General features: G+C 48.3%; 23 protein-coding genes. All 23 read right to left on the bottom strand.

Annotation, left to right across the window (positions count from 1 at the left end):
* Positions 1-203: 203 nt before the first annotated feature.
* Positions 204-1,304 (bottom strand): toxic anion resistance protein, encoded by a 1,101-nt coding sequence (locus tag PaeBR_RS01655; protein ID WP_410513204.1) that lies wholly within the window; start codon positions 1,302-1,304, stop codon positions 204-206.
* Positions 1,305-1,315: 11 nt separating this feature from the next.
* The gene (locus PaeBR_RS01650; protein WP_410513203.1) at positions 1,316-1,978 is read right to left on the bottom strand and encodes a hypothetical protein; all 663 of its coding nucleotides are present in this window, start codon (positions 1,976-1,978) and stop codon (positions 1,316-1,318) included.
* Between the two features lie 65 nt (positions 1,979-2,043).
* Positions 2,044-3,096, bottom strand: a complete 1,053-nt coding sequence (locus PaeBR_RS01645; protein ID WP_410513202.1) for an ATP-grasp domain-containing protein — start codon at positions 3,094-3,096, stop codon at positions 2,044-2,046.
* Entirely contained in the window at positions 3,093-3,926 is an 834-nt protein-coding gene (locus tag PaeBR_RS01640; RefSeq protein ID WP_410513201.1) for an HAD family hydrolase, read from the bottom strand. Before PaeBR_RS01640 ends, PaeBR_RS01645 begins: the two co-directional genes overlap by 4 nt.
* Complete coding sequence (locus tag PaeBR_RS01635; RefSeq protein ID WP_410513200.1) at positions 3,923-5,077, bottom strand: cysteine protease StiP family protein; 1,155 nt, start codon at positions 5,075-5,077, stop codon at positions 3,923-3,925. Before PaeBR_RS01635 ends, PaeBR_RS01640 begins: the two co-directional genes overlap by 4 nt.
* Complete coding sequence (locus PaeBR_RS01630) at positions 5,074-6,372, bottom strand: phosphoribosyltransferase family protein (RefSeq protein WP_410515039.1); 1,299 nt, start codon at positions 6,370-6,372, stop codon at positions 5,074-5,076. Before PaeBR_RS01630 ends, PaeBR_RS01635 begins: the two co-directional genes overlap by 4 nt.
* A gap of 76 nt (positions 6,373-6,448) precedes the next feature.
* Positions 6,449-7,657, bottom strand: a complete 1,209-nt coding sequence (locus PaeBR_RS01625; protein ID WP_410513199.1) for an HpcH/HpaI aldolase/citrate lyase family protein — start codon at positions 7,655-7,657, stop codon at positions 6,449-6,451.
* 163 nt (positions 7,658-7,820) lie between these two features.
* Complete coding sequence (locus tag PaeBR_RS01620) at positions 7,821-8,561, bottom strand: TerC family protein (RefSeq protein WP_410513198.1); 741 nt, start codon at positions 8,559-8,561, stop codon at positions 7,821-7,823.
* A gap of 28 nt (positions 8,562-8,589) precedes the next feature.
* On the bottom strand, positions 8,590-9,846 hold the full coding sequence (locus PaeBR_RS01615; RefSeq protein ID WP_410513197.1) for a TerD family protein: 1,257 nt from the start codon (positions 9,844-9,846) through the stop codon (positions 8,590-8,592).
* A 116-nt stretch (positions 9,847-9,962) separates the two neighbouring features.
* Complete coding sequence (locus PaeBR_RS01610; RefSeq protein WP_410513196.1) at positions 9,963-10,544, bottom strand: TerD family protein; 582 nt, start codon at positions 10,542-10,544, stop codon at positions 9,963-9,965.
* Positions 10,545-10,598: 54 nt separating this feature from the next.
* The gene (locus PaeBR_RS01605) at positions 10,599-11,174 is read right to left on the bottom strand and encodes a TerD family protein (RefSeq protein ID WP_410513195.1); all 576 of its coding nucleotides are present in this window, start codon (positions 11,172-11,174) and stop codon (positions 10,599-10,601) included.
* Between the two features lie 30 nt (positions 11,175-11,204).
* The gene (locus PaeBR_RS01600) at positions 11,205-11,801 is read right to left on the bottom strand and encodes a TerD family protein (RefSeq protein ID WP_410513194.1); all 597 of its coding nucleotides are present in this window, start codon (positions 11,799-11,801) and stop codon (positions 11,205-11,207) included.
* 123 nt (positions 11,802-11,924) lie between these two features.
* Positions 11,925-12,371 carry a tellurite resistance TerB family protein gene (locus PaeBR_RS01595; protein ID WP_410513193.1) on the bottom strand — a complete coding sequence of 149 codons (447 nt, stop codon included), beginning with the start codon at positions 12,369-12,371 and terminating at the stop codon, positions 11,925-11,927.
* 133 nt (positions 12,372-12,504) lie between these two features.
* On the bottom strand, positions 12,505-13,227 hold the full coding sequence (locus PaeBR_RS01590) for an amino acid ABC transporter ATP-binding protein (protein ID WP_410515038.1): 723 nt from the start codon (positions 13,225-13,227) through the stop codon (positions 12,505-12,507).
* Positions 13,228-13,242: 15 nt separating this feature from the next.
* Complete coding sequence (locus PaeBR_RS01585) at positions 13,243-13,890, bottom strand: amino acid ABC transporter permease (RefSeq protein ID WP_410513192.1); 648 nt, start codon at positions 13,888-13,890, stop codon at positions 13,243-13,245.
* A gap of 81 nt (positions 13,891-13,971) precedes the next feature.
* A complete protein-coding gene (locus PaeBR_RS01580) occupies positions 13,972-14,790 on the bottom strand; it encodes a transporter substrate-binding domain-containing protein (RefSeq protein ID WP_410513191.1) in 819 nt (272 codons plus the stop codon).
* 340 nt (positions 14,791-15,130) lie between these two features.
* Positions 15,131-16,006: an N-carbamoylputrescine amidase gene (gene aguB / locus PaeBR_RS01575; protein ID WP_410513190.1), complete on the bottom strand. Its 876-nt coding sequence runs from the start codon at positions 16,004-16,006 to the stop codon at positions 15,131-15,133.
* A 273-nt stretch (positions 16,007-16,279) separates the two neighbouring features.
* Positions 16,280-17,308 carry an agmatine/peptidylarginine deiminase gene (locus PaeBR_RS01570; protein ID WP_410513189.1) on the bottom strand — a complete coding sequence of 343 codons (1,029 nt, stop codon included), beginning with the start codon at positions 17,306-17,308 and terminating at the stop codon, positions 16,280-16,282.
* Between the two features lie 141 nt (positions 17,309-17,449).
* Positions 17,450-17,992, bottom strand: coding sequence for a phosphodiesterase (yfcE, locus tag PaeBR_RS01565; protein ID WP_410513188.1), 543 nt, complete (start codon positions 17,990-17,992; stop codon positions 17,450-17,452).
* Between the two features lie 137 nt (positions 17,993-18,129).
* The gene (locus PaeBR_RS01560) at positions 18,130-19,614 is read right to left on the bottom strand and encodes a glutamate synthase subunit beta (protein WP_410513187.1); all 1,485 of its coding nucleotides are present in this window, start codon (positions 19,612-19,614) and stop codon (positions 18,130-18,132) included.
* A gap of 379 nt (positions 19,615-19,993) precedes the next feature.
* Positions 19,994-21,952 (bottom strand): type I pullulanase, encoded by a 1,959-nt coding sequence (gene pulA / locus PaeBR_RS01555; RefSeq protein WP_410513186.1) that lies wholly within the window; start codon positions 21,950-21,952, stop codon positions 19,994-19,996.
* Positions 21,953-22,027: 75 nt separating this feature from the next.
* Positions 22,028-22,639: a C39 family peptidase gene (locus PaeBR_RS01550; protein WP_410513185.1), complete on the bottom strand. Its 612-nt coding sequence runs from the start codon at positions 22,637-22,639 to the stop codon at positions 22,028-22,030.
* Positions 22,633-23,091 carry an ATP-binding protein gene (locus PaeBR_RS01545; protein ID WP_410513184.1) on the bottom strand — a complete coding sequence of 153 codons (459 nt, stop codon included), beginning with the start codon at positions 23,089-23,091 and terminating at the stop codon, positions 22,633-22,635. The genes PaeBR_RS01550 and PaeBR_RS01545 overlap by 7 nt, the downstream gene beginning before the upstream one ends.
* Positions 23,092-23,243 lie beyond the last annotated feature (152 nt).

The raw sequence follows: 23,243 nt of genomic DNA, 5'->3' as shown, positions 1-23,243 counted from the left end.
TCGTCATTCAGTTCTGTTATAGCCTCTGCCTTTTCACTGCTGGCTACGACGATAAGCACAAATATCAAACATCCCAGAATCATATGCCTATCCTCTCTTTCCTTCACATATCGTGCCTTACGGACAATTTATGTGTGAGAGCAGGGTAATATGATTGGAGTTCCCTTCAAGGAGGGGTACTAAACCGCTAATAAATTAGAGGGCTAGTTCAAGAAACTACTTAATTCGCCGGAAGCCGCACCTTCAGTAAGTGCCTTGGGCTTGTCCGCCTCATTCAGTCCCAAACGGTTGTTAAGCTGCGTATTGATCGTCGTCATTTTGGAAGTGTAATCCTGACAGCTCTCAATAATACGGCGGTTCGACTGCTCTGAAGTATCCAGTGCAATAAGCAAATCACCGATTGCCTGATTTACAGCTTCCATCGACATGGAAGGCTTGGAGAGCAGTTCCGTTGTTTTCTCCGTAGTGGTGCGGAGCAGTCTTGCATTCTCCTTGAACTGATCCTCAATCGTCTTGTTGGTTGCCTCTACAGCGGAAATAACATTCTCCTGGTCGGCGAGTGACATCGCAATCATCGCGGAGACGGTGATCAGATTAGAGGTTTTATCGATGGCATTATTCACAGAATCAATCAGCTTATCGTTGTTATCATTAATAATGTCTGTGGCCGCAATGGCTTGGTTGTATAGCAAAATCATCTCGGTCATCGACTGAATACGAACCATCACCTTACGCAGGCCGCGTTCCAGATAAGCTTTACGGAATTCATTCTCCGGCTTGGCGATTTCAACCTCGAACAATTCCTTCAGCTTGTTTCCGAAGGCGATTTTGGTCTGCAGGTTATAAATCTCCTCCATGGAGGTACGCTTCAGCTGGCGCATATTGACGATGCTTTCTTCCAGCGTATCTCTGCCGTCGCGCAGGCCGGTAACGATAGCGTCAATATTAGTACGGACGGATTGATATTTGTATACGTAGTTTTTGAGCGGGGTCTTACGCAGCATTTTTCCAAAAAAGCTTACATTCTTGCTCTGCTGCAAATCCTCGCACTCATTCCGCAGCTTCATAATCATATTCGGCACTTCGACACGTTTGCCTGACATCAGATCATTCACCGGACGGTCCAGCAGCTTCAGCGTTTGACCCGCTTTCTCCTGTGTCTTGACCCCCAGCTTGCCAATCTCATCCATCAAGGAATCCAGCGTAACTGTATCTGTCTTGGCTACCTTTTCAATCAGCTGAGAGGCCTCCTGGACAACCTTCTGCTCGTCTTCTTTTTTCAGTTGAATTATCTGCGTGGACATGGGCTTCCCTCCTAAAATTCGGAACTGCTGTATCGTTGATGGATTAATTCCGCTTTGGTTTGAAGCTCCATCAGGTCTTTATGCTCAATGGTCGAAGCGATATCGGATATTTTGGAGTCTACATCCTTCAGACCGTTCAGCAGCATTCTGCGGTTCTTGGTTTTCGCCTCGCCTCCAAGCCGTAAGAACGGATTGATGACGCCATTCAAATCCTTCAAAATCAATCTGCGGACCGTATGATTAATCTCGCCGTTACCCAGCTCCTGCAACAGCGGTATTACACGTTGAAGCCTGGCGAACAATGCAAGCGACTTCTCGACAATTTCATTGTCCAGCGTATCCTTCTGCCCTTCGGAAATAATCATGTCCTCCAGAATGCTGAGATACTCTACCACCGGAGCGAACTCCGGTCCGATCTTGAAATCAGAGTCTTCCCTGCCGCCGGGAGCCTGAGTGGCTGGCGTGGTACTGGCGGCACTCTTGACCTCGGGGGACGAGGAAATCGGTGCAGTCTCCTGCCCGGCTGGAAGGACTTCCTCCGGCAGATTGGTTCTTTTTCGTTCTCCTGACAGAAGACCGATTGCACCCCCGGCAACAGGAAGCAGTAAGGACAGCAGTTCCGGGAGCAGAGCGCTGGTCAATACAGCAACGATATAACCTATACCAGCATACATCAATACTTTAGACTTTGAATGAATGTTCCTCACCTCTTGCGTTAACTTATTCCGTAGCTGTTAAGCTAAACGGCATCCGGGACGGCGGACTCGCCGTTTGATTTCATAATTAGCGGTTTCTCTACATGGCTGGCTAATACGTCCTCTGTGAAATCCACCGGCTGCACCTCGCCGCCAAGCGCGCTTTTGACCGCCAGATAAGGAAAGTTAATTCCGGACAGACATGAAATATGCAGCCCGCCCGACATCCGGGGATTGACCTCCAGCAGCTTGGGTATAGAACCATTGTACTTCATTTGGATATTGAAATTGTAGGGTATTTTGTACGTCTGCGCCACTTTGGCTGCAATTTCCTTCAGCTCGGGGTTATGCTCCATAAGCCGCAAACGGCCCCCCGCCTTCCGGCGCGGCACAGCCGCCAATAAATTGCCGGCGCCATCTGCCAGACAATCAATGCTATACTCATATCCTTCAAGCAGTTCCATTACCATTAGCTCTGGAAAGGATGGCTCACTGGACAAAATACGATACGCATCCTCAAAAGAAATAAGCGGTGTCACATGGCCGAACAGCTCCTGGAGCGGACTGCGGTTGTTATCAATAATCCGGAAGCCTAACCCGCCTTCCGAATCTGTTGGTTTGAAGCAGACGCTATGACCTTTACCGATAAGATCATGATAGGCAGTTTTAAACTCTTCTGCTGTGCTTACTACATGGTAATCGGGAAGGGTCATGATTCCCGTTTCTTTAACACTCTCGTAAAATTTCCCCTTGTCCATGATGCTTTCCAGCAAATCGACATCTCTGCAGACGATAAGCTTGGTACCGATGGCATCGAACAAATGGGCATGGAGAGCAATATCAAGCATATGCAGACGCGGAATAAAGATATCTATCTCATTTCGGCGGCAGAAATCAACACAAAACTGAACATAATGTATCCCCTCAAGCTTAGGCTCGGTCTCAGCAACATCCGCTCCTTGAAGCGACATATGCCGAATATCGGGGTGGGTTGCGAATATTGTGAATGAGATTCCGTCGTCGTTATTGCGAATGAGATTCATATAATGGTATGCCACAGAAAACCAGCGATTGAAATAAATGTTTACCTTTTTCATTTCCGCCCCACTCCCAATGCCATTAAATTGTTGTAAATCGTACTTACATACTGCAGAATCTCATCACCCGCAAACACACCCGAGCAAGCAGTAAAGGGGTAGTTCGATTCTGCCAAACCCTGCTGGTGTTCAGCAAATATTTCTCCATGGCAAGGGGCAATCGCATAATCAGCGGCATCCAGCAGACATTTATCCAGCAAGGAATCTCCCGAAGCCACCATGGGCTCCTGCTGAATTGTACGCCGTACATACTCGATAGCAGCGCTTTTGTTAACCGCCTGGGGCACAGCATACAGCTTTCGGCCTTGCAAGGATACCTTCCAGCCAAGCTGATTTAATTCATCAGCCAGAGCGGATACCAAAGCTGGCGGGAGCAGGTCACGCTGAACCACAAAGGTGAAAAATAAGCCGTCGCAATACCGTTCACTGATGATCCACTCTTCGCGCAGGGCCGATCGGACAATGAATCCTGCCTCCTCTGCCGCCGCAGAATGATGCTCCACCAATTTTCCAATGGACTCTCTCCACTCCCCGTCCACTTTCCCGCCTATCAGGATATTACCGCCATTACTCGTAATGGCATACTCAGGAATCACCGTCTCCTGAAAGAGATTGATCCGTTGATACTGCTGTACAGTCCGTGTCGTTACCGGCATAAAAACAATTTTTCCGGCAAGACTTATGAGCTGCGAAAGTGCTTCTTTTGAAATGTATGACACCGTTGTACCATTAATGATTTCTGCAGGAACAAGTCCGGGCGAATCCTCTGGAACGCCTATAGCACTAAGGGAGTAGATCAGGGTACGGTCCAGATCACTGGCGTAGATCATTCACTCTCTCCCTTCAGTGGCTTAATAATACCACAGCAGGAATAGGTTAATCCCGGGAAGATCTCCACCGGCACGCCGCGGTCCTTAGCCAGCAGCATAACATGCCGCAGGTTGGGATTATCCATGGAATCAACGAGGATTTTCCACGGTACCCTGCGCAAAAGCACGCGGGTTGTTTCTCCCACTCCTGGCTTAATCAGATTAATGTCGGAAATGCCAAAAAATTTCTGGATACACTGAATGTCCTGTAAGCCTTGCCAGGTAATCTCTGGAGGAGATTGCCGCAGATCTGCTGTAATAGGTAGCGCCTCCTCCGTAACAGAAGGGAAATGAGGACATATGGCCTCAATAAAATCATTGGATACATCGGCGTCCAGCCATTCTTTATAGAACTTTGCGCCGTGGAACTCTTCCGGTCCGATAAGGTCACCTCGCAGCACCGTACGGCTCATCAATCCGGATACGGTCGAATTCAGGCAGGCACTCGGAATGAGGTAATCCTCCCTGGTCCCAAATGTTGCTGAACAATACCCCGGATCAGCCAATACAGCCAAGTCATCATTCAGTCTGATTCCATATTTGTTGTAAAAACTGTCGCAGGCAGCAATCAGGACCTGGCGAATGGCGCCTTTTCCTGTCCAGCCATCGATAAACTGCAGATCCGCATCCAGCCCATGCTTCTGAAGCATGTAGAGCACGGCATTCTCATCAATCCCTTTACCACGGATGATAGAAATACTGTAATGCGGCAGGTCTACCTCATACCTATAGGAAATATATCGTTTAATCAATACCCCAATAGGCGTTCCTGCTCTGGCTAAGGAAACAAGCACCGTATTTAAGCCTCGTTGCGCAACTATCAATTCGGAGACAACAGCCACTGCGAGAGCTATCTTGCGGGAGGAGTCCTGCAGCGTTTCGTGAAACAAGTCAATATAGCCGCTTGTAGGCTGATATTCAACGGGGAGCATCTCTGAGTAGTGCACTCCGGATTGAATGGCCTCTTCCCGTTCCTGGGTCGCCCGTTCCAACGAGACATTACTGAGGTCTTTTAGCAGGAAAGTAACATCCGAGGGAGGATAGCTGCCGAGTGGAGCCGGGGGGGCTATTCTTTTGTTCATGATGATTTGCTCTGTTTCTGTCAGGTTCATTCACACGCCTCCCGTTCCCGTTTCTCTGAAGATAGAACCACAAGATGTACCTTATGACGGGCCAGCTTTGTTAAGATATCAGTCATCGGCTGTATCCGCTCCTTAGGAACCTCCCGCTCCAGCAGTACGAAGATCTCTTCATATTGCCCCGGATCAACATTATAGATAAAATTGGTGATTTCCGGATCACCGGCTGACGGATAGGCGGCGGCGCTGTGCACTCCGTAATCCAGCCTGCGGTTCGGATGAATCGGACTCCGGGTGGTAGACTGGTAAGAGACTCCCTCACCCATCTCTGCGGCTACCCGCATGGGAAGATACATGAATTCACCTACACCCAACACCAGCGCCTGTTGTCCTTCGCGCAGCTCCCGCAGTTGGTTGGCAATACTGCGGACACCAGCATCCACTTCGGCATTTTGTCCGGATTCCAGCCCAAATCGCCCGCTATATTTTATATATGGAGACTTATTCAGCTCATGCAGAGAGTCGGTAGAAGTCACCGGGAGCCGCACCATTCCATCGTTAACAAAGGTTGTAACAACAGGTGCCTCTGCAGCCGCTGTTCGGTCCTTCTCTTCACTGGCATTCAGCAGCGGCGTACCCTTCACTTCAATACTTCCCTGAAGCAGGCAGAGCGATCTGATAGAAATCCCCAATTCCTGTTCCAGCTCCCTGTAGGCCTGAACATTGTCACCCGTTCTCCAATCAAGGATAGAGGCAATCACATATTCCTGACGCGGGAACTTGGACTGAATATCACGAATCGTATTAATCGCCGTATTCCCCGTCGTAATTTCATCATCTACTAATATCACCGGTTCATTGCCTGACAGCATTTCAGCGTCCAGTGCATAGCACAGATGGTCAACCGCGTGAGAGTGCTCTTCTTCAAAATTAATAACCGATTCCAGATCCGGAATGTCTTCACGAGTAGTATGAATGTATGAGGCATTCCCGGCAAACATGTTGTACATGCTGTGACCCAGTGCCGTCGCTGTCTCCGCAAAACCGATAAAAATGACAGGTTTCGGCAATATGAGCTTGGCCGCCATCAACTCGTGATACGCCTCCTCCGCATGTCCGGGATGAATCAGCCCATTCATGGCCTGGTGAATCAGCTTGTCCACGACATCCCTATGACTGGCACCGCTTTGTAGATCCATTTCCCTGTATAGCAAGAGTCCTAGAGCTGCCCCGCTTAATAGCGGAGTGTATGGATTAACGGGAATATGCTTGCCAAGCACTTTGCTAACGAATAAGAAGGAACGTTTCTTGTTGATGCGGGCCGCCATCGAAAATAACGCAGAAATCGGCATATGAAAAGGATTGGAGGTTTCGGTTACGGTAACCTGCAGGTTCTCGACAATATTAAACGTATGTGTATTCGTTTTCGGGCAATAGTCCGACAAAATGCTGTTGTTCATGTAACACCCCGTATATTTGAGATCGTAGTAAGATACGTCTTGCCCAGTTCAGATGCGGCTTGATTTCATTCATTTTATTAAAATACTGGCTCTTGAATACGCCAAGGCTGCCATCATTGCTCTCCACTATGCTGAGCGCATCCACGTATTCCTCATGCATTACCGTATACATTGCCTGAACCGGCTTAAGATGGGAGGGATGAATAATCGTCTTGCCTATAATTCCATTTTCCTTGTCCAAAACAACCTCACGAATAAGTCCATCCATGGCACTGGAGATATAACTGTTGCGCAGGTCGCGGCCGTTCTTGCCGTACGTATCCTCGAAAGGGGTCTGCCGCAGCTGCGGACGGAGCACACGGTGTCCTTTATTCGCAAAATACTCCCAAACAGGCCCGGAAATCACATAACCTCCATCGATCCGTCCGAACACATTGATAATATCCGCCATGCAGTCACGGATCGGCGTTAGATCGTAGATACTTATATCAGGGCTGCGGCGTAGTCCGAACAGACTCGAGAAATCGGTTGCTCCAATTCTTACATTTAGCACATAGTCCCGATACTCACTAAGCAAACCTCGAATAGATAAAAGGCTTTCCAGCCGGCTCTCGCGGTAAATAATAGAGGCACTCTCCAGAATCGGCATACCGTACAGAACAGGAGCCGAATAACTGCGGGAGTTGTTGTAGTCCGCAAGAATTTCAAAATATTCCACACCGTTCTCCACTGAAAACTTCGGAAAAACAAAGCCGGTTAGTATAGCGGTTAATGAACCCAGCCGGAAAATAAGCTGCTGCAATTGGTCGGGATTACGGACGCGGACAAAGATAAGCGGGAGGCTGCTGCTTGGATTCTTTTCATTCTCTGCATAAGCTGCCAAATAAGCAAGATGCCGGATAATGCTTTGTTCGGCGGAATCAACCTCTGCATCTCCTATGGCATCCTCCAGATCAATAATGACGGTTACCAGACCTACTTCCTTGAGCTTCAAAATATCCTCGGCAACACTGGGGCGTGTAGCCGGCATGTAAAGGGCGGCCCCAACGGCATAGGCCAGCAGATCCTTGTTCATCGTATGATCAAACGATATGGGCGGAGAGTAAAATAATGACATTTCTTGCTCATCTGTCAGGTAATCGAAATATTTCAAGGCCCATCCCCCTTAAAGTTTTGCAAGCGAACCAACGCAACCACTCACCTGTAAAGAGTAGCAGAACCGACTATACCGTCCTCTCGGGGACGGTATCCGGTTCTGCAATGTAAACGAAATCTGACATCTTTTCTTATACGATTAGATCAAAACTGTCGATAGTTTAAGCTTTCCTGTTGGCTTCTTTTTTCTTCTTGCCTGAGCTGTAGAGAATTGTTCCCACAAAAACAGCAATCAGAATGGTGAAGAATATGACATGGGACATTTCGTATCCAAAAGCGCCGGCAAGCATTTTTCCGGCAATAATGGCAATGAGCAAAAATGCCGTCTGCTCCAGCTCAGGGAATCTGTCAATCAGCTTCAAGAACACCTGCGCCACTCCACGCATCATCAGTACCCCTAAGATGCCGCCCAGGAATAATACCCAGACTTGTTCGCTCAATCCGAATGCGGCAACCACACTGTCAATACTGAAAGCAATATCCATTAATTCAACAAGAAGTACCGTCTTCCAAAAAGAGGTCCCTTTGTTCTCTGTTTCTTCTTCGCCGCCGCCCTTGAATATTCCTTTATAAGCGATGTAGAACAGATATAATGCTCCAAGCACTTTAACCAACGTAAATTTAATAAGAAAAGTGCCTAGGCCGATCGCCAGAAATCTGAATACATAAGCTCCTAATATTCCGTAAAACAGTGCCTTTTTCTGCTGTTCTTTAGGCAAATGCTTAACCATAACAGCCAGTACGAGCGCATTATCCGCAGAGAGCAGCCCTTCCAGCAAAATCAAACTTCCAATAATCCCCCAGCTCACCGGGTCTGAGAGCGTTGCTATCACATCACTCCATGAGAAGAAATGCCCGTAATTCTCGCTAATATTTCTAAAAAATTCAGTAAACCAGTCCATTATGAATTCGAACCTCCGCTAAATAAAATTATTTCTTGCCCGCTACCCAGCGCAGGCCCCATTGATAGGCCTCGTCCATCTCCCGATGTCCGCTGAAATACTGCACCAGCCGCTCAATGCTAAAGGTCTCGTTATTCACATTCCGGAAGAGTGCAATGGCACACATTCCTCTGCGATTGTTATGCTCGTCCAGCTTTACGATAATATCAGGGCCTTCGCTCTGCTTAATCGTGACCACCCCATCTGCCTCCGACCAATTCGTTACGCCCTGATAAATAAATGCAAAGACCAGAATGCGTTTGATCTCGGTAATTTTGGCCCCGTTAATGCGCAAGTTCTCACCGGTCGTGATCGTTCCGGTTCGATCATCACCATCCAGAGATGTGTAGGGAGCCTGGCTTAACGAGCCAAAAGAATTGCCCAACGCCTGAACGACACCTTTTCTGCCATCGTTCAGCTCGTATAAACAGGCGAGATCCAAATCCACTCCGCGGCTGCGGTTAAATAATCCACCGCCCTGCCTCTGGTTCCAGTTCAGATTGATCAGAACCTCTCCCAGTCCCCCGGCTGATTTCTTAAGATTGATGGAGTCGCCTTTTTTCTTAAGCTCGATCTTCTTCAGGTTCAGATTCAGCGCCGGAGCGGCGGCTGGCCCACTAGCTGCAGGATTAACAGGCGGCGATGCTGGAGGTGCTGGTGGCCCTTCTGGCGGAATCTGCACCCGGAGTTCCGGCTCGTCCTTCACTTCTATACCGAAATTGTTACATAACGACTGCAGCCCGCCGGCAAAGCCTGCTGCAATGGCGCTGAACTTCCAATCACTGTTGTATCTATATAATTCTCCTACCACGATGGCCGTTTCCACAGAGAAATGGTTTCCAAGATCACACCGGAGAATTTCCAAACCTGTTGCTCCATTCATAATGCGTGCATAGGCCCCATTCACTTGACCAAAGCTTTGTTTGCGCTCCTCACCCTCATGGATCGTAAGCGTAATGGCAATTTTGTGAATATCGGATGGTATTTTGTTAAGTTCGACCTCGAATTTCTTGAGGGTACCTGAGCCTGGCATTTCCTTATATCTGATATAAGGCGTGATTGGATTATTGTAAAAAATCAGATCCTCATCCTTGGCTACCTTACCTTGTGCTCCAAGTAAAAAAGCGGAGGTGTCTATCTCCAATGATGGCGCTGATTGCCAGCCGATTTCCACTGTAAGCTCTCTTAGTCCGGGGTTTCCTTTGGTCAGATCGGCCTTCTGTCCCTTCACAACGTCAACACTCATTTTTGTGCCACCTTTGCCAATGGGGTAAAAACAGCCCCACCAAGTGGAGCTTTTATTTGAAGCTTATTCTCTTCAAAAAAAGAGCAGGGTCGGTATGACCCCGCCCCTCCTTAATGCTATTGTGCGTCCAGTCCGTAATTCTTGCATAAAGCGCCTAGACCACCGGCGAAGCCACTGCCAATGGCCTGAAATTTCCAATCGACGCCATGGCGATAAAATTCACAAAATACAACAGCCGTTTCCGTCGAAAAGTCTTCCCCCAGATCAAAACGCAGCACTTCGCGTTCCGATGTGGCGTCCACCACACGAACAAAAGCATTGGAGACTTGTCCAAAATTTTGTGCACGGCTTTGATAATCATAAATCGTTACCGTAATCCCGATACGCTGAATGTGAGCAGGCACTTTACTGAAGTCAATGATAATCTGCTCGTCATCACCGTCACCCTCACCTGTGCGGTTGTCACCGGTATGGGTTACGGAGGCTGAACCCCCACTCGGATTGTTATAGAACACGAAATCGTCGGCGCCTTTTGCCTTGCCATCCTCGTATAATAGGAATGCAGAAGCATCAAGATCAAAATCCTGGCCACCGCTGTACTTATTCGTATCCCATCCTAATCCTACAACGACCCGGGTCAGACCCGGATTTGTTTTCGTAAGATCAATTCGCTGACCTTTGGAAAGACTGATCGTCACAGGCGAAACCCTCTTTCATGAATAAATGGACTGCCTGGCTAAAGATGCAGGATTTTAGGACAGACCGTAGTCACGGGTCAAACCGGATAATCCGTCTTTATAACCGCTGCCGATGGCATTGAATTTCCACTCTGCACCGTTACGGTAGAGTTCGCCTACCACTACGCCGGTTTCAACTGAGAAATCCTCGCCCAGGTCAAAACGGATGAGTTCCTCGCTGTTGGCATCATTGACAATTCGTACATATGAACGGGATACTTGTCCAAAGTTTTGGTTTCTTGATTCGGCATCGTAGATAGTAATCGTAAACGCTACTTTATCCACATCCGCCGGGATAGCCAAAAGGTCGACTTGAATTTGCTCATCGTCCCCGTCGCCCTCGCCTGTCCGATTATCCCCTGTATGCACAACTGAACCGTTCTCATTTTGTTTATTGTTGAAGAAAATAAAGTTGCTTTCCTTGTCCACTTTTCCGTTCGCATTCGCCAAGAAAACAGATACGTCCAAGTCAAAGTCCTTACCGCCATCGTATTTGTTCGTGTCCCAGCCCAGACCCACAGTGATCTTGGAGAGTCCCGGATTTGTTTTGGTTAAATCGATCTTCTGACCTTTGGATAAGTTAATTGCCATGAGTAGAAACCTCTCTTCTTCAAATTGGATTTAGATGTAGCGCTCTGCCAGTTGATTAATATGAGCTGCGTGGCTGCCTTCACCGATCGCCGAGAACTTCCATTCCCCGCCATTGCGGTAAAGCTCACCGCAAATCAGCGCTGTAAAGCCCGTGTAATTGTCCGACAGATTGAATCTGATCAATTCATTGTTGCCGGCCGCATTCATCACCCGGATATACGCCGATTTAATCATGCCAAAATCCTGTTTGCGGTTAACAGCATCATAGATATTTACCACTACCAGGACCTTGTGGATATCGGAAGGAATTGCAGCGAGATTAACACTGATTTGCTCGTCATCCCCGTCGCCTTCACCTGTCAGGTTATCTCCCGAGTGCACAACAGAATTGCAAGCGCTCTGTTTGTTATGGAAGCATACCAGGTTTGTCTTCTTGAGTAACTTTCCATCCTCACTTAACAGCAGTGCCGAGGCATCACAGTCAACGTTAGCCTGTTTCTTCACTCCGAAGAATCCGCGTGAAGCTTCGACAGGGTCCCAGCCCAAACCGACAATTACTTTCGATAGTCCTGCGTTGCCTTTGGTCAGATCGATCTTCTGACCTTTCACTAAATTAATTCCAGCCAACTTCACTTACCTCCGTTTCTGAAACCTGTAATAATCTCAAATCCGCTATTGGGTGTTCTACCAGTGATACGATAGAAACTCAATAATGTTTCAGATGATTTAAGGAAAATCCTCAGACTTTTTCTAGAGACTAAATTCACTCGGGCTCAGGCCGAGCACACTGCAGATATTCCGCACAACCGCTTTCTCCTGCTCGTCAAAGTCCCCGTCAGCGGCACCGATCGCACTGCATACAGCGATAATAAGACGGCCCACTTCCGGTTTGCCGTTAAATTTAGCGATGGCTTTAAGCGCCTCCTGCTTGCCGATTTCCGGAGAGAAATCAAAATTGCCCACATACGAATTGAACTGGGTAATGACCTCTCTCATATCAAACACTTTCAATTCATTGCTCAGGTTCATATATCCGGCCATTTTATTCTTCTCAGCCTCTTCAATCTTGCCATCGGCAGCAGCGACAAGGGCGCAACCCGCTACAATCGCATTCATAAAATCTTTATTTTTAAACTTCTTCACTTGATCATTGAGACCGCTTTTCGTCGTATTCAACCAGTTTTTAAATGTGCTCATCGTATTCTCCTTCTATCATAATAATATTGATGATAATAAAAGATATCCCAGAGCCTCCCTTCTTGAACAAGGTTACTGTTCTAATATAACCCATAAAAAAACAATATTCTACTTTGTCGAATTGGGGGACTTATTATAATACTTTGGACAGGAAAACCTGCGTACGCTCTTGCTTCGGGTTTCCGAACACTTGCTCAGGTGTCCCTTCCTCCACAACAATACCCTGCTCCATAAACAGAACACGGTCACCAACCTCACGCGCAAAGCCCATCTCATGAGTGACCACAACCATTGTCATGCCTTCACGGGCCAGATCCTGCATAACTGCCAGCACCTCACCGACCATTTCGGGATCAAGCGCTGATGTCGGCTCATCGAACAGCATAATTTTAGGCTCCATGGCAAGGGCCCGGGCTATGGCTACCCGCTGGGCCTGTCCACCGGACAGAGAAGCCGGATACACCTCCGCCTTATCACTTAGTCCCACTTTATCCAGCAGTTCCATGGCTTTTTTACGGGCTTTTTCCGGGGTCCACTTTCGTACCTGTATCGGTGCCAGCATAATATTCTCTATGACCTTCTTATGCGGGAATAAATTGAATTGCTGAAATACCATGCCAAGCTCTGTTCGAATATCGTTAATCCTTGTGCTTTTATCCATCAAGGAAGTTCCTTCAATAATAATTTCGCCGCTCTGCGGCTGCTCCAGAAGATTCAGACAGCGCAGAAAGGTGGATTTGCCCGAACCTGACGGTCCGATGACAACGACAACCTCCTGGTTGTATATATCTACGTTGATATCGGCCAGAACCGTGTGACTGCCGAAAGCTTTATACAAATTTTTCACTGAGATGATAGGCTCCATATGAATTTACAGCCTCCGTTCAACATAATTCAGCAGCTTGCTGAGCGAATACGTAAGAATGAAATAAATAAGCGCTGCGCTCAAATAAGGCTCCCATATCCGTGCATATTGCCCCTTCATTGTGTTACTCCAGTACATAATTTCCGGAGCCGCCACTAGTGCCAAGAGCGAAGAATCTTTCACCAGAACGATAAATTCATTACCAAAAGCCGGAACCATCCGTTTGATTGCCTGCGGTAGAATAATAAACCTCATCGCCTGACCGCTGGTCATACCGAGCGAAATGGCAGCCTCCCGCTGTCCTTGGTCAATAGACTGAATACCCGCCCGAAAAATCTCGGCGGAATACGCGGCGGAATTCAGCGATAGTGCTACAAATGCAGTTAGCAGCGCGTTGGTTTTGCCGTAAAAAGGCGGGATCAGCCCGAAATGGACAATTAGGATCTGTACATACAGTGGCGTCCCGCGAAAGAAATTAATATAAGAGTGAAAGGGCCAGCGCAGATACCACTTCGGCGCCATTTTGCCAAATCCAATACCCAACCCCAGGATAGAACCAAATAAAATTGAAATAATGGATATGCCAATAGTAAGCAATGTCCCTTTTAATAAGACCGGTAAATAATGAATGATAATGTCAAATCTGAAATCCATAGTGCTCTTCCCTTCTCTTCTGCCTTAAAAAAAGAAGCATGCGCAATAGCTATCATTACGCATGCTTGTTCGTTTCTGGGCTTATTGCGCGTTCAACAGGTTATCCGTATTAGGCTCTTCACCGAACCATGTTTTGTAGATTTCCGCGTATTTTCCGTTCTCCAGCACCGTCTTGATCGCCGGGTCCAGCTTGGCTTTCAGTTCGCTGCCTTTAGGATACAAAATTCCGTAATACTCGGAACCGAAGTTTTCCTTATCCACAATACCGGTGAACTTCTGGTCCGGATTATTCTTGATATATTCACGCACGATAGCGATATCAGCCACTACAGCGTCCGCCCCGCCGGCGTTCAATTCCATCAGCGCTACCGCGTTGCTGTCAAAGCGCTTCAGGTTGCCGTTATCGACACCCATAATTCCGCTCATCAGGTCGTCGGCAGTCGTAGCTCCCTGGACAGCAACAATTTTGTCCTTCAGGTCAAGCGCGTTCTTGATGTCACTGCCTTCTTTAACCATGATCATATTGGTAGATTCGAAATAAGGAATCGAATAATCATAGGTTTCTTTGCGCTCGTCGGTGATGGATACGGAGGATAGACCGGCTTGATACTCTGTCCCCTGCTTCACACTTGAGAGCATCGTATCCCAGCCTGTGTTCGTAACTTCATAATCCATACCCGCTTCTTCCATAACCGCCTTGATGAAATCAATATCAAAGCCTTTGATCGTGTCCGTGTCCATATACTCCATCGGTGCATAGCTGGCATCGCTGGCGAACATAATTTTCTCTACCGCCGCATTGCCGCTGCCGGCAGTTTCCTTATTCGATCCACAGCCTACCATAGCTAATACGATCAATGCCATTAAACCTGACATCATCCATTTTTTTGTGCTTTTCATGTTCCAATCCCCCCAAGTATTTATAAATATCTTAAAGAGATTTTAACAGATTAAAGTGACAGTGACAATTAAGTTTTCCTCTTAATGTTATATAACATTACATAATATCGAAACATTGTAACAATTATTGCGCCGCCCACCCGCCATCTACCAAAAGTGTGGTTCCCGTGACCATGTTTCCGGCAGGAGAAGCGAGATAAATAACAGCCCCGGATACGCCTGTTTACAAATATTAAAAACGGGTACAGGCAAGAATCGTTATCATCTTGGCCGTACCCGTTTCTCAAAAAGCCCGCTGTTTAAGCGTTGGCCTCCTTATTTTCCATGCTGCTCCGCATCCTTAAAATGTCAAATCCCCATCATAAGAGGAGATCAATCTGTAAAGCTCAGGCCGCCGATCGCGGAAAATCCCCCACTCAATCCGGCCAACCTCCAACGCGTCAAGGTCGAACTCACTCACCAGCACCGTCTGCTCATCCCGTCCAGCCTCTACAATCTTGTTCCCTTGCGGGCCGGCAATAAACGAAGAACCGTAGAAATTAATGCTGGATTCCTCATCGCTTTCTTCGCCAATCCGGTTGGAGGCAACGACAGGAATAAGGTTGGCAGCTGCATGTCCCAGCATACAGGTCTGCCAATGGTCCTTCGAGTCAATGGAACCGTCTTGCGGTTCCGAGCCGATTGCTGTTGGGTAGAACAGTATTTCTGCTCCCATCAGACTCATGACTCTCGCCGCTTCCGGATACCACTGATCCCAGCAGACGCCTACTCCAATCTTGGCATATCGGGTGTTCCACACCTTGAAGCCGGTATCTCCGGGATTGAAATAAAACTTCTCCTCGTAACCCGGACCGTCTGGAATATGGCTCTTCCGGTATTTACCCAGCACCGTTCCGTCAGCGTCGATTACAGCCAGCGAATTATAGCGTGCATAGTTCTTTTTCTCATAGAAGCTGATTGGCAGTACCACCTGAAGCTCTTTGGCTATTGCCTTGAAATGATTCACAGCTTTGTTCTGCTCAAGCTCTGTGGCGTAGGCATAATAATCCGATTTCTCCTTCTGGCAGAAATACGGTGTTTCGAAGAGCTCCTGCAGCAAAATAATCTGCGCACCCTGCGCCGCTGCTTCCCGGACCAAAGTTTCGGCCTTGCTGATATTCTCGTCGATGTTGCCAGAGCAGCTCATTTGTGTGGCAGCTACTTTCACTTTTCTCACTTATCCGTACCTCCTTGATCTATAAGTTGAACAAAAAATATATATGGCATAAGTTGCTGAAATTAACGGGAAATTATCCCTATAATTGAACCGCATATATTTGACGAGATAATTTAGAAGGATTTTCTCCAGCTAATTTGGAGTTTTAGCTTCTTGGAGCCCACAATAAGGTATAATTTCCCTCTAATCCTCACAAAACCGCTATATTTCACGAATTAGAGGGACTTTTTCCTGCTAATGTTCATCCCAGTATATTTGGTCCAAAAGAGTATATTACTTTCCGGCTGGCATTTGCTGAGTGGTACAGTGCACATTCCCGCCCTCGCGGATGACTGCCATCCCGTTTACGGTACGGATTCTGCGATCCGGGAAGACGTCTGCCAGTACTTGCTCCGCCAGCTTGTCCGTCTCCGCAGCCGTTCCACCGAATACCGGCAAAATAATGCCGCCGTTCACAAAGTAAAAATTCAAATAGCTGAGCGTCAGACGGCTGTCCTCATGATTCACCCGCGGCGGCTGTGCAATTGTAATAATCTCAAGCTTGCGGCCCTTGGCATCTACGGCATTCTCCAGAATTTGCAGATTCTCAAGCGTAATTCCGTAGTTCTCATCCTGCGGATCATCGCACACCTGAATAATCACTTTACCGGGAGCTGCGAAGCAGGCAAGGTTATCAACATGTCCATCCGTTTCATCCCCGCTCAAACCTTGCTTCAGCCAAATGATATGTTCTGTGCCGGTGTATTTGCGCACGCGATCTTCAATTTCTCCCCGTTCCAGGTCAGGGTTGCGGTTCGGGTTAAGCAGACACTCTTCCGTCGTCAGCAGTGTTCCTTCTCCATCCGTATGGATGGAGCCGCCCTCCATCACAAGCGGCGCATCGAAGCGGGCAAGACCCAGACTCTCCAGAATCTGCGGGGCTACTTTATCGTCAAGATCCCAGGGGGAATACTTCCCTCCCCAGGCGTTGAACTTCCAGTTCACTCCGGCTAACGTTCCTTCATTGTCCACCACAAAAGTCGGACCGTTGTCGCGCAGCCATGCATCGCTATGCTCAATAGGCAGCAGTGTAACATTCGGACCGCCGACCAGGCGTTCCACAGCTTCCAGCTCATCCGGATTAACCACTACGGTTATCGGTTCAAACTCGGCTATAGCCTTGATAATATCAGTGTATCCCTGGCATACGGACTCATGATCTTCCGGGAAACACATTGAAGCCTTCACCGGCCAGGAAATAAAAGTACGCTCATGCTTACCCCATTCGGGCGGCATGGTATAGTTCAACTCATTAGGATACATTGGGTAACTACCTCTACTGTTTTATTTGAGCAGACTTTCTTCAAAGCTCCTTACTTATAATACATGAATATGCCCCTGCGCTCAATTCCAACTACAGTAAATATTAATGGATACCAGCCTTTGGAACGCTGCAATTTTTATCTAGAGGGCGATTCTTTTAACTATATTTCCTTCAAAATCCTTCACATTAAACATCCCGTTCTCGATAATACCGTAGCTGTTCGGATGATTTTCTTTGGGCAGGGAAATGGAGCCAGGATTCAGCACGTAAACCCCTTCTTTAATATCCGCTACAGGAACATGGGTATGGCCCTGAATGAAGACATCTCCCTTCGAGAGCAACGGCAAATTCTCCATGCTGAAGCCATGTCCGTGTGTGGCATAAATGCGTCTGCCTTCATGTAAAATCATTACGTAATCGCCCATCATCGGGAATTCCAGCAGCATTTGATCGACTTCAGCATCACAATTGCCGCGTACAGCGACGATTGTTGATCCATAGGGGTTCAGTCTGGCCGCAACCCCCTGTGGATCATAACCATCCGGCAGCGGATTTCTCGGCCCATGATACAAGAAGTCTCCTAATATAACAAGACTATCCGGCTGTTCCTCTTCAACTTTTCCCAAAGCCTTGTCGAGCCAATACAGTGATCCATGGATATCGGAAATGAACATTAATTTCATAACGCCTCAACCCCTCCATTTTAAAATATCGCTTTGAAAACTTCGTCCTCCTATAATAACTTCGAAGCCTCCTGAAACGCAAAAGCGGACGCCCCGGAAGGCGTCCTGCTTCAAAAAGTGCTTGTTTTCTAATGTACTTAAGGCAGATTAGAGGCTCCCATCAAAAAGCGGTCTACCTCACGTGCTGTCTGACGGCCTTCGTTAATGGCCCATACGACAAGACTTTGTCCACGGCGCATGTCACCTGCGGCAAAAACACCCTCCACATTGGTCATCTGCTCTCCGAACTCTGCCTTAACATTAGAACGTTCATCACGCTCTATACCCAGACCTGTCAATGCTGTCTCTTCCGGTCCGGTAAAGCCCATAGCCAGCAGTACCAGCTGTGCCTCAAAGATTTCTTCGCTGCCCGGAACTTCAACAGGTACGATCCGGCCCTGCTCATTGCGGGTCCATTCAATACGAACCGTGTGCAGCTCCTGCACATGACCTTCCTCATTCCCGACAAAACGCTTCGTCGAAACGAGGTATCGGCGCGGGTCCTGCTGGTACAAGGAAGCAGCCTCTTCTTGGCCATAGTCAACCTTAAGCACCTTCGGGTATTCCGGCCAAGGGTTTCCCGCCTGCCGGCTTAATGGGGACTGCGGCATGATTTCCAGCTGGATTACGCTGCGACAGCCGTGCCGGATAGAGGTGGCTACGCAGTCCGTGCCTGTATCTCCGCCGCCAATAACAACTACATCCTTGCCTGCTGCCGACAAATACTGTTCATCCGCCAGGCCGGAATCAAGCAGGCTCTTGGTGTTCAGCGTCAGAAACTCCATCGCCTGATGGATGCCCGCCAGCTCACGGCCCTCCAATGGAAGATCGCGGGCTTGCGTTGAACCGCCGCAGAGCACCACTGCATCATGCTCTTCCTTAAGCTGGGAAGTAGTGATATCCTTGCCAATTTCCGTATTCGTAATGAATGTAATGCCTTCAGCAGCAAGCAGATCCACCCGGCGCTGAACGGTTTTCTTATCGAGCTTCATATTGGGAATACCATAAGTCAACAGTCCGCCGATGCGGTCTGCCCGTTCGTACACAGTTACAGTGTGTCCTGCTTTATTGAGCTGTGCCGCACAGGCCAGACCTGCAGGACCGGAGCCAACAATGGCAACCTTTTTGCCGGTTCGAGTTAACGGCGGCTCAGGAACAATCCAGCCCTCCGCAAATCCTCTGTCGACGATAGCCTTCTCAATGGACTTGATCGTTACAGGCTTGCCATGCAGACCCACCGTACAAGAACCTTCGCAAGGTGCCGGACATACACGACCCGTAAACTCCGGAAAGTTATTGGTTTTATGCAGTCTCTTCAGCGCAACCTCCCAGTTCCCGTGATATACCAGGTCATTCCATTCCGGAATCAAATTATTCACAGGACAGCCTGAAGCCATTCCCGACAATAAGCGCCCTACATGGCAGAAAGGCGTTCCGCAATCCATACACCGTGCTCCCTGCTCCCGCAGCTTATCTTCTTCCATCGGTACAGAAAATTCATTCCAATGCTTAATCCGCTCCAGAGTTTCGCACTCTGCCGGTGTTTGCCGTTGATATTCCAAAAATCCTGTTGCTTTACCCATACCAGTCATCCTCCGAGTCTCTCTTATTGGCCGCCGGAATTTAAGGCGGTGGTGTCCTTGCTTTTATTCCCGGCGTCAAAAGGGTCACTCTCGGTCGCCAAAGTTATATACCGCTGTAAAGCGGCGAAGCGAGAAGCTGCGGCTTGGCGATTCCGGCCACACTCGCAAGCTCCTCCCAGACTTGAATAGGGGGAATAAGTGATTTTATATTAACACCCTTACTTCAATTTTGTAATGAATAATATCACGAATTACACAAAACGACACATTCAACCTAACTTTATATCAGGAATTTCCAAATATTTCAGTATTAAAATGTAAAAAGCATGCAGACGTTGTACATAAAAGTACGTTCGTCTGCATGCTCTTATAATAAGATTTATGGTTGTACAGCCAATACGATCATCCCGATTCCCCGAGCGGTAAGCTTATCTCCAATGAGCTTCTGCACGAAATCAGCGCCGAACAGGACCTCCCATTTCCCAAGAGCCGGCAGAGTTAAGGAAATCTCCTGCGGATTCGCGTTATACAGAACATACAAATGCGGCGCCTGATCCCCCCCGGCATGATCTCGAAGAGTATAAGCAACCGCGTGAGCCGGTGCTTTCTCGAAGATAAGTCTGTCGCGGATATCATCGCCGGACCGCAGGCGGAATGCCGGGTGGGCTTTGCGCAGTGCGATCAGCTTTTTGATGTAGGATACGGATTCGCCGTGGTTCGCGCACTGCTCCCAATCCATCCAATTGATCTCCACGGGTGACTTGTAGCTGTTCTCTACTCCGTTTTTCGTTCGCATAAATTCCTGGCCTGCATGGAGAAAGGGGATACCCTGGCTCGTAAGCACGATCGCCGAGGCAAGGCAGTGCATCGCACGGCGCTGCTTATCCGTTTCTCCTGTGCTGCACAGGATGATTTTGTCCCAAAGGGTATGATTATCATGACACTCCACAAAGTTCAGGCATTGCTGCGGATCTTGCGCAAATTGTCCGAGACCGGGTTCATAAACAATCGCTCCGGCAATTCCTGCCTTCACATTCTGTTCGAAACCGATCCCTCCGCCAATAAATCCCCTTTGATCATGCAGAAAAATATTGCCTTTAATGGCATCCCTGAAGCCATCATTGAAGTGGGCAATTCCGGGCATAAGATTGGCATGGCTCTGGTTGGCCCTCTGTTCCGCAGGCAGCTCCGTTTCCATGATCCAGCCCTCGCCAATCGTCAGAATCGAGCAATCAAACTCATCGAGACGGCGGCGTACTTCGTTCATGGTTGCGATGTCCATCAGTCCCATCAGGTCAAAACGGAAGCCGTCGATGTGGTATTCCTTGGCCCAATAGAGCACCGAATTCACAATAAACCGTGACATCATTACGCGCTCTGTAGCACAGTCGTTGCCGCAGCCCGAGCCGTTGGACAGCCGCCCATCCGGTTTATAACGCAAATAATAGCCGGGGACCAGCTTCGTAAAGTTGACGCGGTAGCCGTCATAAACATGATTGTACACGACATCCATAATCACCCGGATTCCCTTGTCATGCAAAGCCTGTATCAGTGTCTTTAACTCTTTGATACGCACCCCTGGAGTGTAAGGATCGGTGGCATAGGAGCCTTCCGGAGCATTATAATTTTTCGGATCATAGCCCCAGTTGTAATGCGGCTGGTCCAGGATGGTTTCATCAACGCTTTCAGTGGCAAAATCGTAGATCGGCAGCAGCTGCACATGTGTTACTCCGAGGTCCACAATATGATCCAGACCGGTCAGGATTCCTCCCGGACCCCGCGTCCCTTCCTCAGCAAGCCCAAGAAACTTGCCCTTATGCCGTATACCGCTGTCCGGATGAATCGATACATCACGAAGATGCAGCTCATAAATGATTGCCTCCACAGGGTCAGCAAGCGGCGGCTTATCCTCAGTCCACCGCTCCGGGTCTGTCTTCCGCATATCCATAATTGCGCCTCTGTCCCCGTTCACGCCAACCGCCCGTGCGTAAGGATCAACGGCTTCATTCCACTGCTCCCCGATTCGGACCCGGTATGTATAGAATTGGCCCTCCAGATCACCCTCAACCGCAAGAGTCCAGGTTCCCCTTATATCACGTAACATTGGCAATCTGCATAGGGCCTCCCCCTCCCATGAGGCGTACAATACAACCTCTGCCTCCTGCGACGTTGGCGCCCATAAACGAAATGCCGAGCGATAGGGTGAATAGGTTACACCCAGGTCGCCTCCATCATAACTAAACAGGTCATCAAAGTCCCGGGAGAATACAGAAACACCGCTGGTAGCCACAAAATCCCCATAATAAATCGGTTCATCCATTTCCTTTTGTACCGCCAAAGACATCTATCCCCTTTATCCCTTATTAACAGGCAACTGCTAAACATGACAGACTCCTTGATGCAAACGTTTGGATTACTCTTTTTCTATATTTAATGCCACCATTGTTAAGATGTTCTTATTCAGTTCATAGTTGACCCGGCGCTCTCTGCTGGGCATGAAACTGCCGTCTGCAGTTTTCACTCCGTTATCCAAAATAATCAGAGCTGTCCCCTTACCGGCTTCTGCTTCCTCATACCCGATTCCAAGAACCCAGTGATAATCATAGACATACCTTCCCTTCCAGCGAAAGGTAAACCATTTGTCGAATTTAAGGGCTACCGGCCGGCCGTCGTCGATTTCCATCTTGTATAGAGCTATATCATTAAACGTGCTTAACGAGATTTCCAGGCGTCTGCCTTCTCCGGCTGAAGATGGAGCGCCAATGTAGTCATTAATGCCCTTCTTGAAGCCTTTTACACTCATCCCCCATGGAGCCCCTCCATGATAGCTGTATATGTAATTAATATGCGCTGCTTTGGAGTGAAAATGACTCTGCCCATGAATATAGGCTTGTCCCAGCCGGGTGCTCCAATATTCTGCTAACGCCGCCATCGTTGCTGGTCCGCAGGCTGATGAAGGAGACGCCACCCCCGGCTCCCATTGCGTGTAAGGCTCAACCCTCAGCTTTCTGTAAGCTTTCAGCATGACTCTTGCCTCTGCTGCTCCATTCTTTCTTCAGGATCACTATGTTCCTTATCCTCAAGTGTGGATTGCAGGGTGAAATAAAAGTCCGAGCCTTCTCCCTCACTGCTCTCCACGGCAATCGCTCCGCCCATAAGCTCGACAAGCTTTTTGCAGATGGCCAGACCCAGTCCTGTTCCCCCATACTTACGGTTAATGGTTGGATGCAGCTGGGAAAACGAATGGAACAACAGGTTTTGCTTCGCGGGAGGAATGCCGATCCCGGTGTCCACCACATGGAATTTCAGCGTGATCTTTTGTGAATGGGGCTCTTCCTCGGAATAGCCGAGCATATGATATAAAGCCGGGTTTACCTTCAGCCAGTTACCCTCGTTCGGGGTCAGCACAGCCATTCCCAGCGGTGACTTCATGAACACTTGATCCAGAATACTGCTGTCCTTTGCCGAGTTCTCCATTACCACAAGGCCCCCTCATCCTAAGCCGGCTCACGCAGACTTTCTATCCTCCAGTATACGATAAGATGGCTGTAGAAATAAATTCAAAATGGAAAATCTTGACGGAACACCACGCTCTGCACTATAGTTTGAAGAAATAGATCATTCGTGAC

Source organism: Paenibacillus sp. BR2-3, assembly GCF_046529485.1.
Lineage (GTDB): Bacteria > Bacillota > Bacilli > Paenibacillales > Paenibacillaceae > Paenibacillus_AQ.
The sequence above is the reverse complement of the archived record's forward strand: the minus strand, read 5'-3'. Positions and strand labels throughout refer to the sequence as shown.

What these genes read in the sequence shown, in the direction of transcription:
- PaeBR_RS01655 (WP_410513204.1), bottom strand. Translation starts at nt 1,304, where the DNA reads ATGTCCACGCAGATAATTCAACTGAAAAAAGAAGACGAGCAGAAGGTT.
- PaeBR_RS01650 (WP_410513203.1), bottom strand. Translation starts at nt 1,978, where the DNA reads ATGTATGCTGGTATAGGTTATATCGTTGCTGTATTGACCAGCGCTCTG.
- PaeBR_RS01645 (WP_410513202.1), bottom strand. Translation starts at nt 3,096, where the DNA reads ATGAAAAAGGTAAACATTTATTTCAATCGCTGGTTTTCTGTGGCATAC.
- PaeBR_RS01640 (WP_410513201.1), bottom strand. Translation starts at nt 3,926, where the DNA reads ATGATCTACGCCAGTGATCTGGACCGTACCCTGATCTACTCCCTTAGT.
- PaeBR_RS01635 (WP_410513200.1), bottom strand. Translation starts at nt 5,077, where the DNA reads ATGAACCTGACAGAAACAGAGCAAATCATCATGAACAAAAGAATAGCC.
- PaeBR_RS01630 (WP_410515039.1), bottom strand. Translation starts at nt 6,372, where the DNA reads ATGGCGGCCCGCATCAACAAGAAACGTTCCTTCTTATTCGTTAGCAAA.
- PaeBR_RS01620 (WP_410513198.1), bottom strand. Translation starts at nt 8,561, where the DNA reads ATGGACTGGTTTACTGAATTTTTTAGAAATATTAGCGAGAATTACGGG.
- PaeBR_RS01615 (WP_410513197.1), bottom strand. Translation starts at nt 9,846, where the DNA reads ATGAGTGTTGACGTTGTGAAGGGACAGAAGGCCGATCTGACCAAAGGA.
- PaeBR_RS01605 (WP_410513195.1), bottom strand. Translation starts at nt 11,174, where the DNA reads ATGGCAATTAACTTATCCAAAGGTCAGAAGATCGATTTAACCAAAACA.
- PaeBR_RS01595 (WP_410513193.1), bottom strand. Translation starts at nt 12,371, where the DNA reads ATGAGCACATTTAAAAACTGGTTGAATACGACGAAAAGCGGTCTCAAT.
- PaeBR_RS01585 (WP_410513192.1), bottom strand. Translation starts at nt 13,890, where the DNA reads ATGGATTTCAGATTTGACATTATCATTCATTATTTACCGGTCTTATTA.
- PaeBR_RS01580 (WP_410513191.1), bottom strand. Translation starts at nt 14,790, where the DNA reads ATGAAAAGCACAAAAAAATGGATGATGTCAGGTTTAATGGCATTGATC.
- PaeBR_RS01570 (WP_410513189.1), bottom strand. Translation starts at nt 17,308, where the DNA reads ATGTATCCTAATGAGTTGAACTATACCATGCCGCCCGAATGGGGTAAG.
- yfcE (WP_410513188.1), bottom strand. Translation starts at nt 17,992, where the DNA reads ATGAAATTAATGTTCATTTCCGATATCCATGGATCACTGTATTGGCTC.
- PaeBR_RS01560 (WP_410513187.1), bottom strand. Translation starts at nt 19,614, where the DNA reads ATGGGTAAAGCAACAGGATTTTTGGAATATCAACGGCAAACACCGGCA.
- PaeBR_RS01550 (WP_410513185.1), bottom strand. Translation starts at nt 22,639, where the DNA reads ATGCTGAAAGCTTACAGAAAGCTGAGGGTTGAGCCTTACACGCAATGG.
- PaeBR_RS01545 (WP_410513184.1), bottom strand. Translation starts at nt 23,091, where the DNA reads ATGGAGAACTCGGCAAAGGACAGCAGTATTCTGGATCAAGTGTTCATG.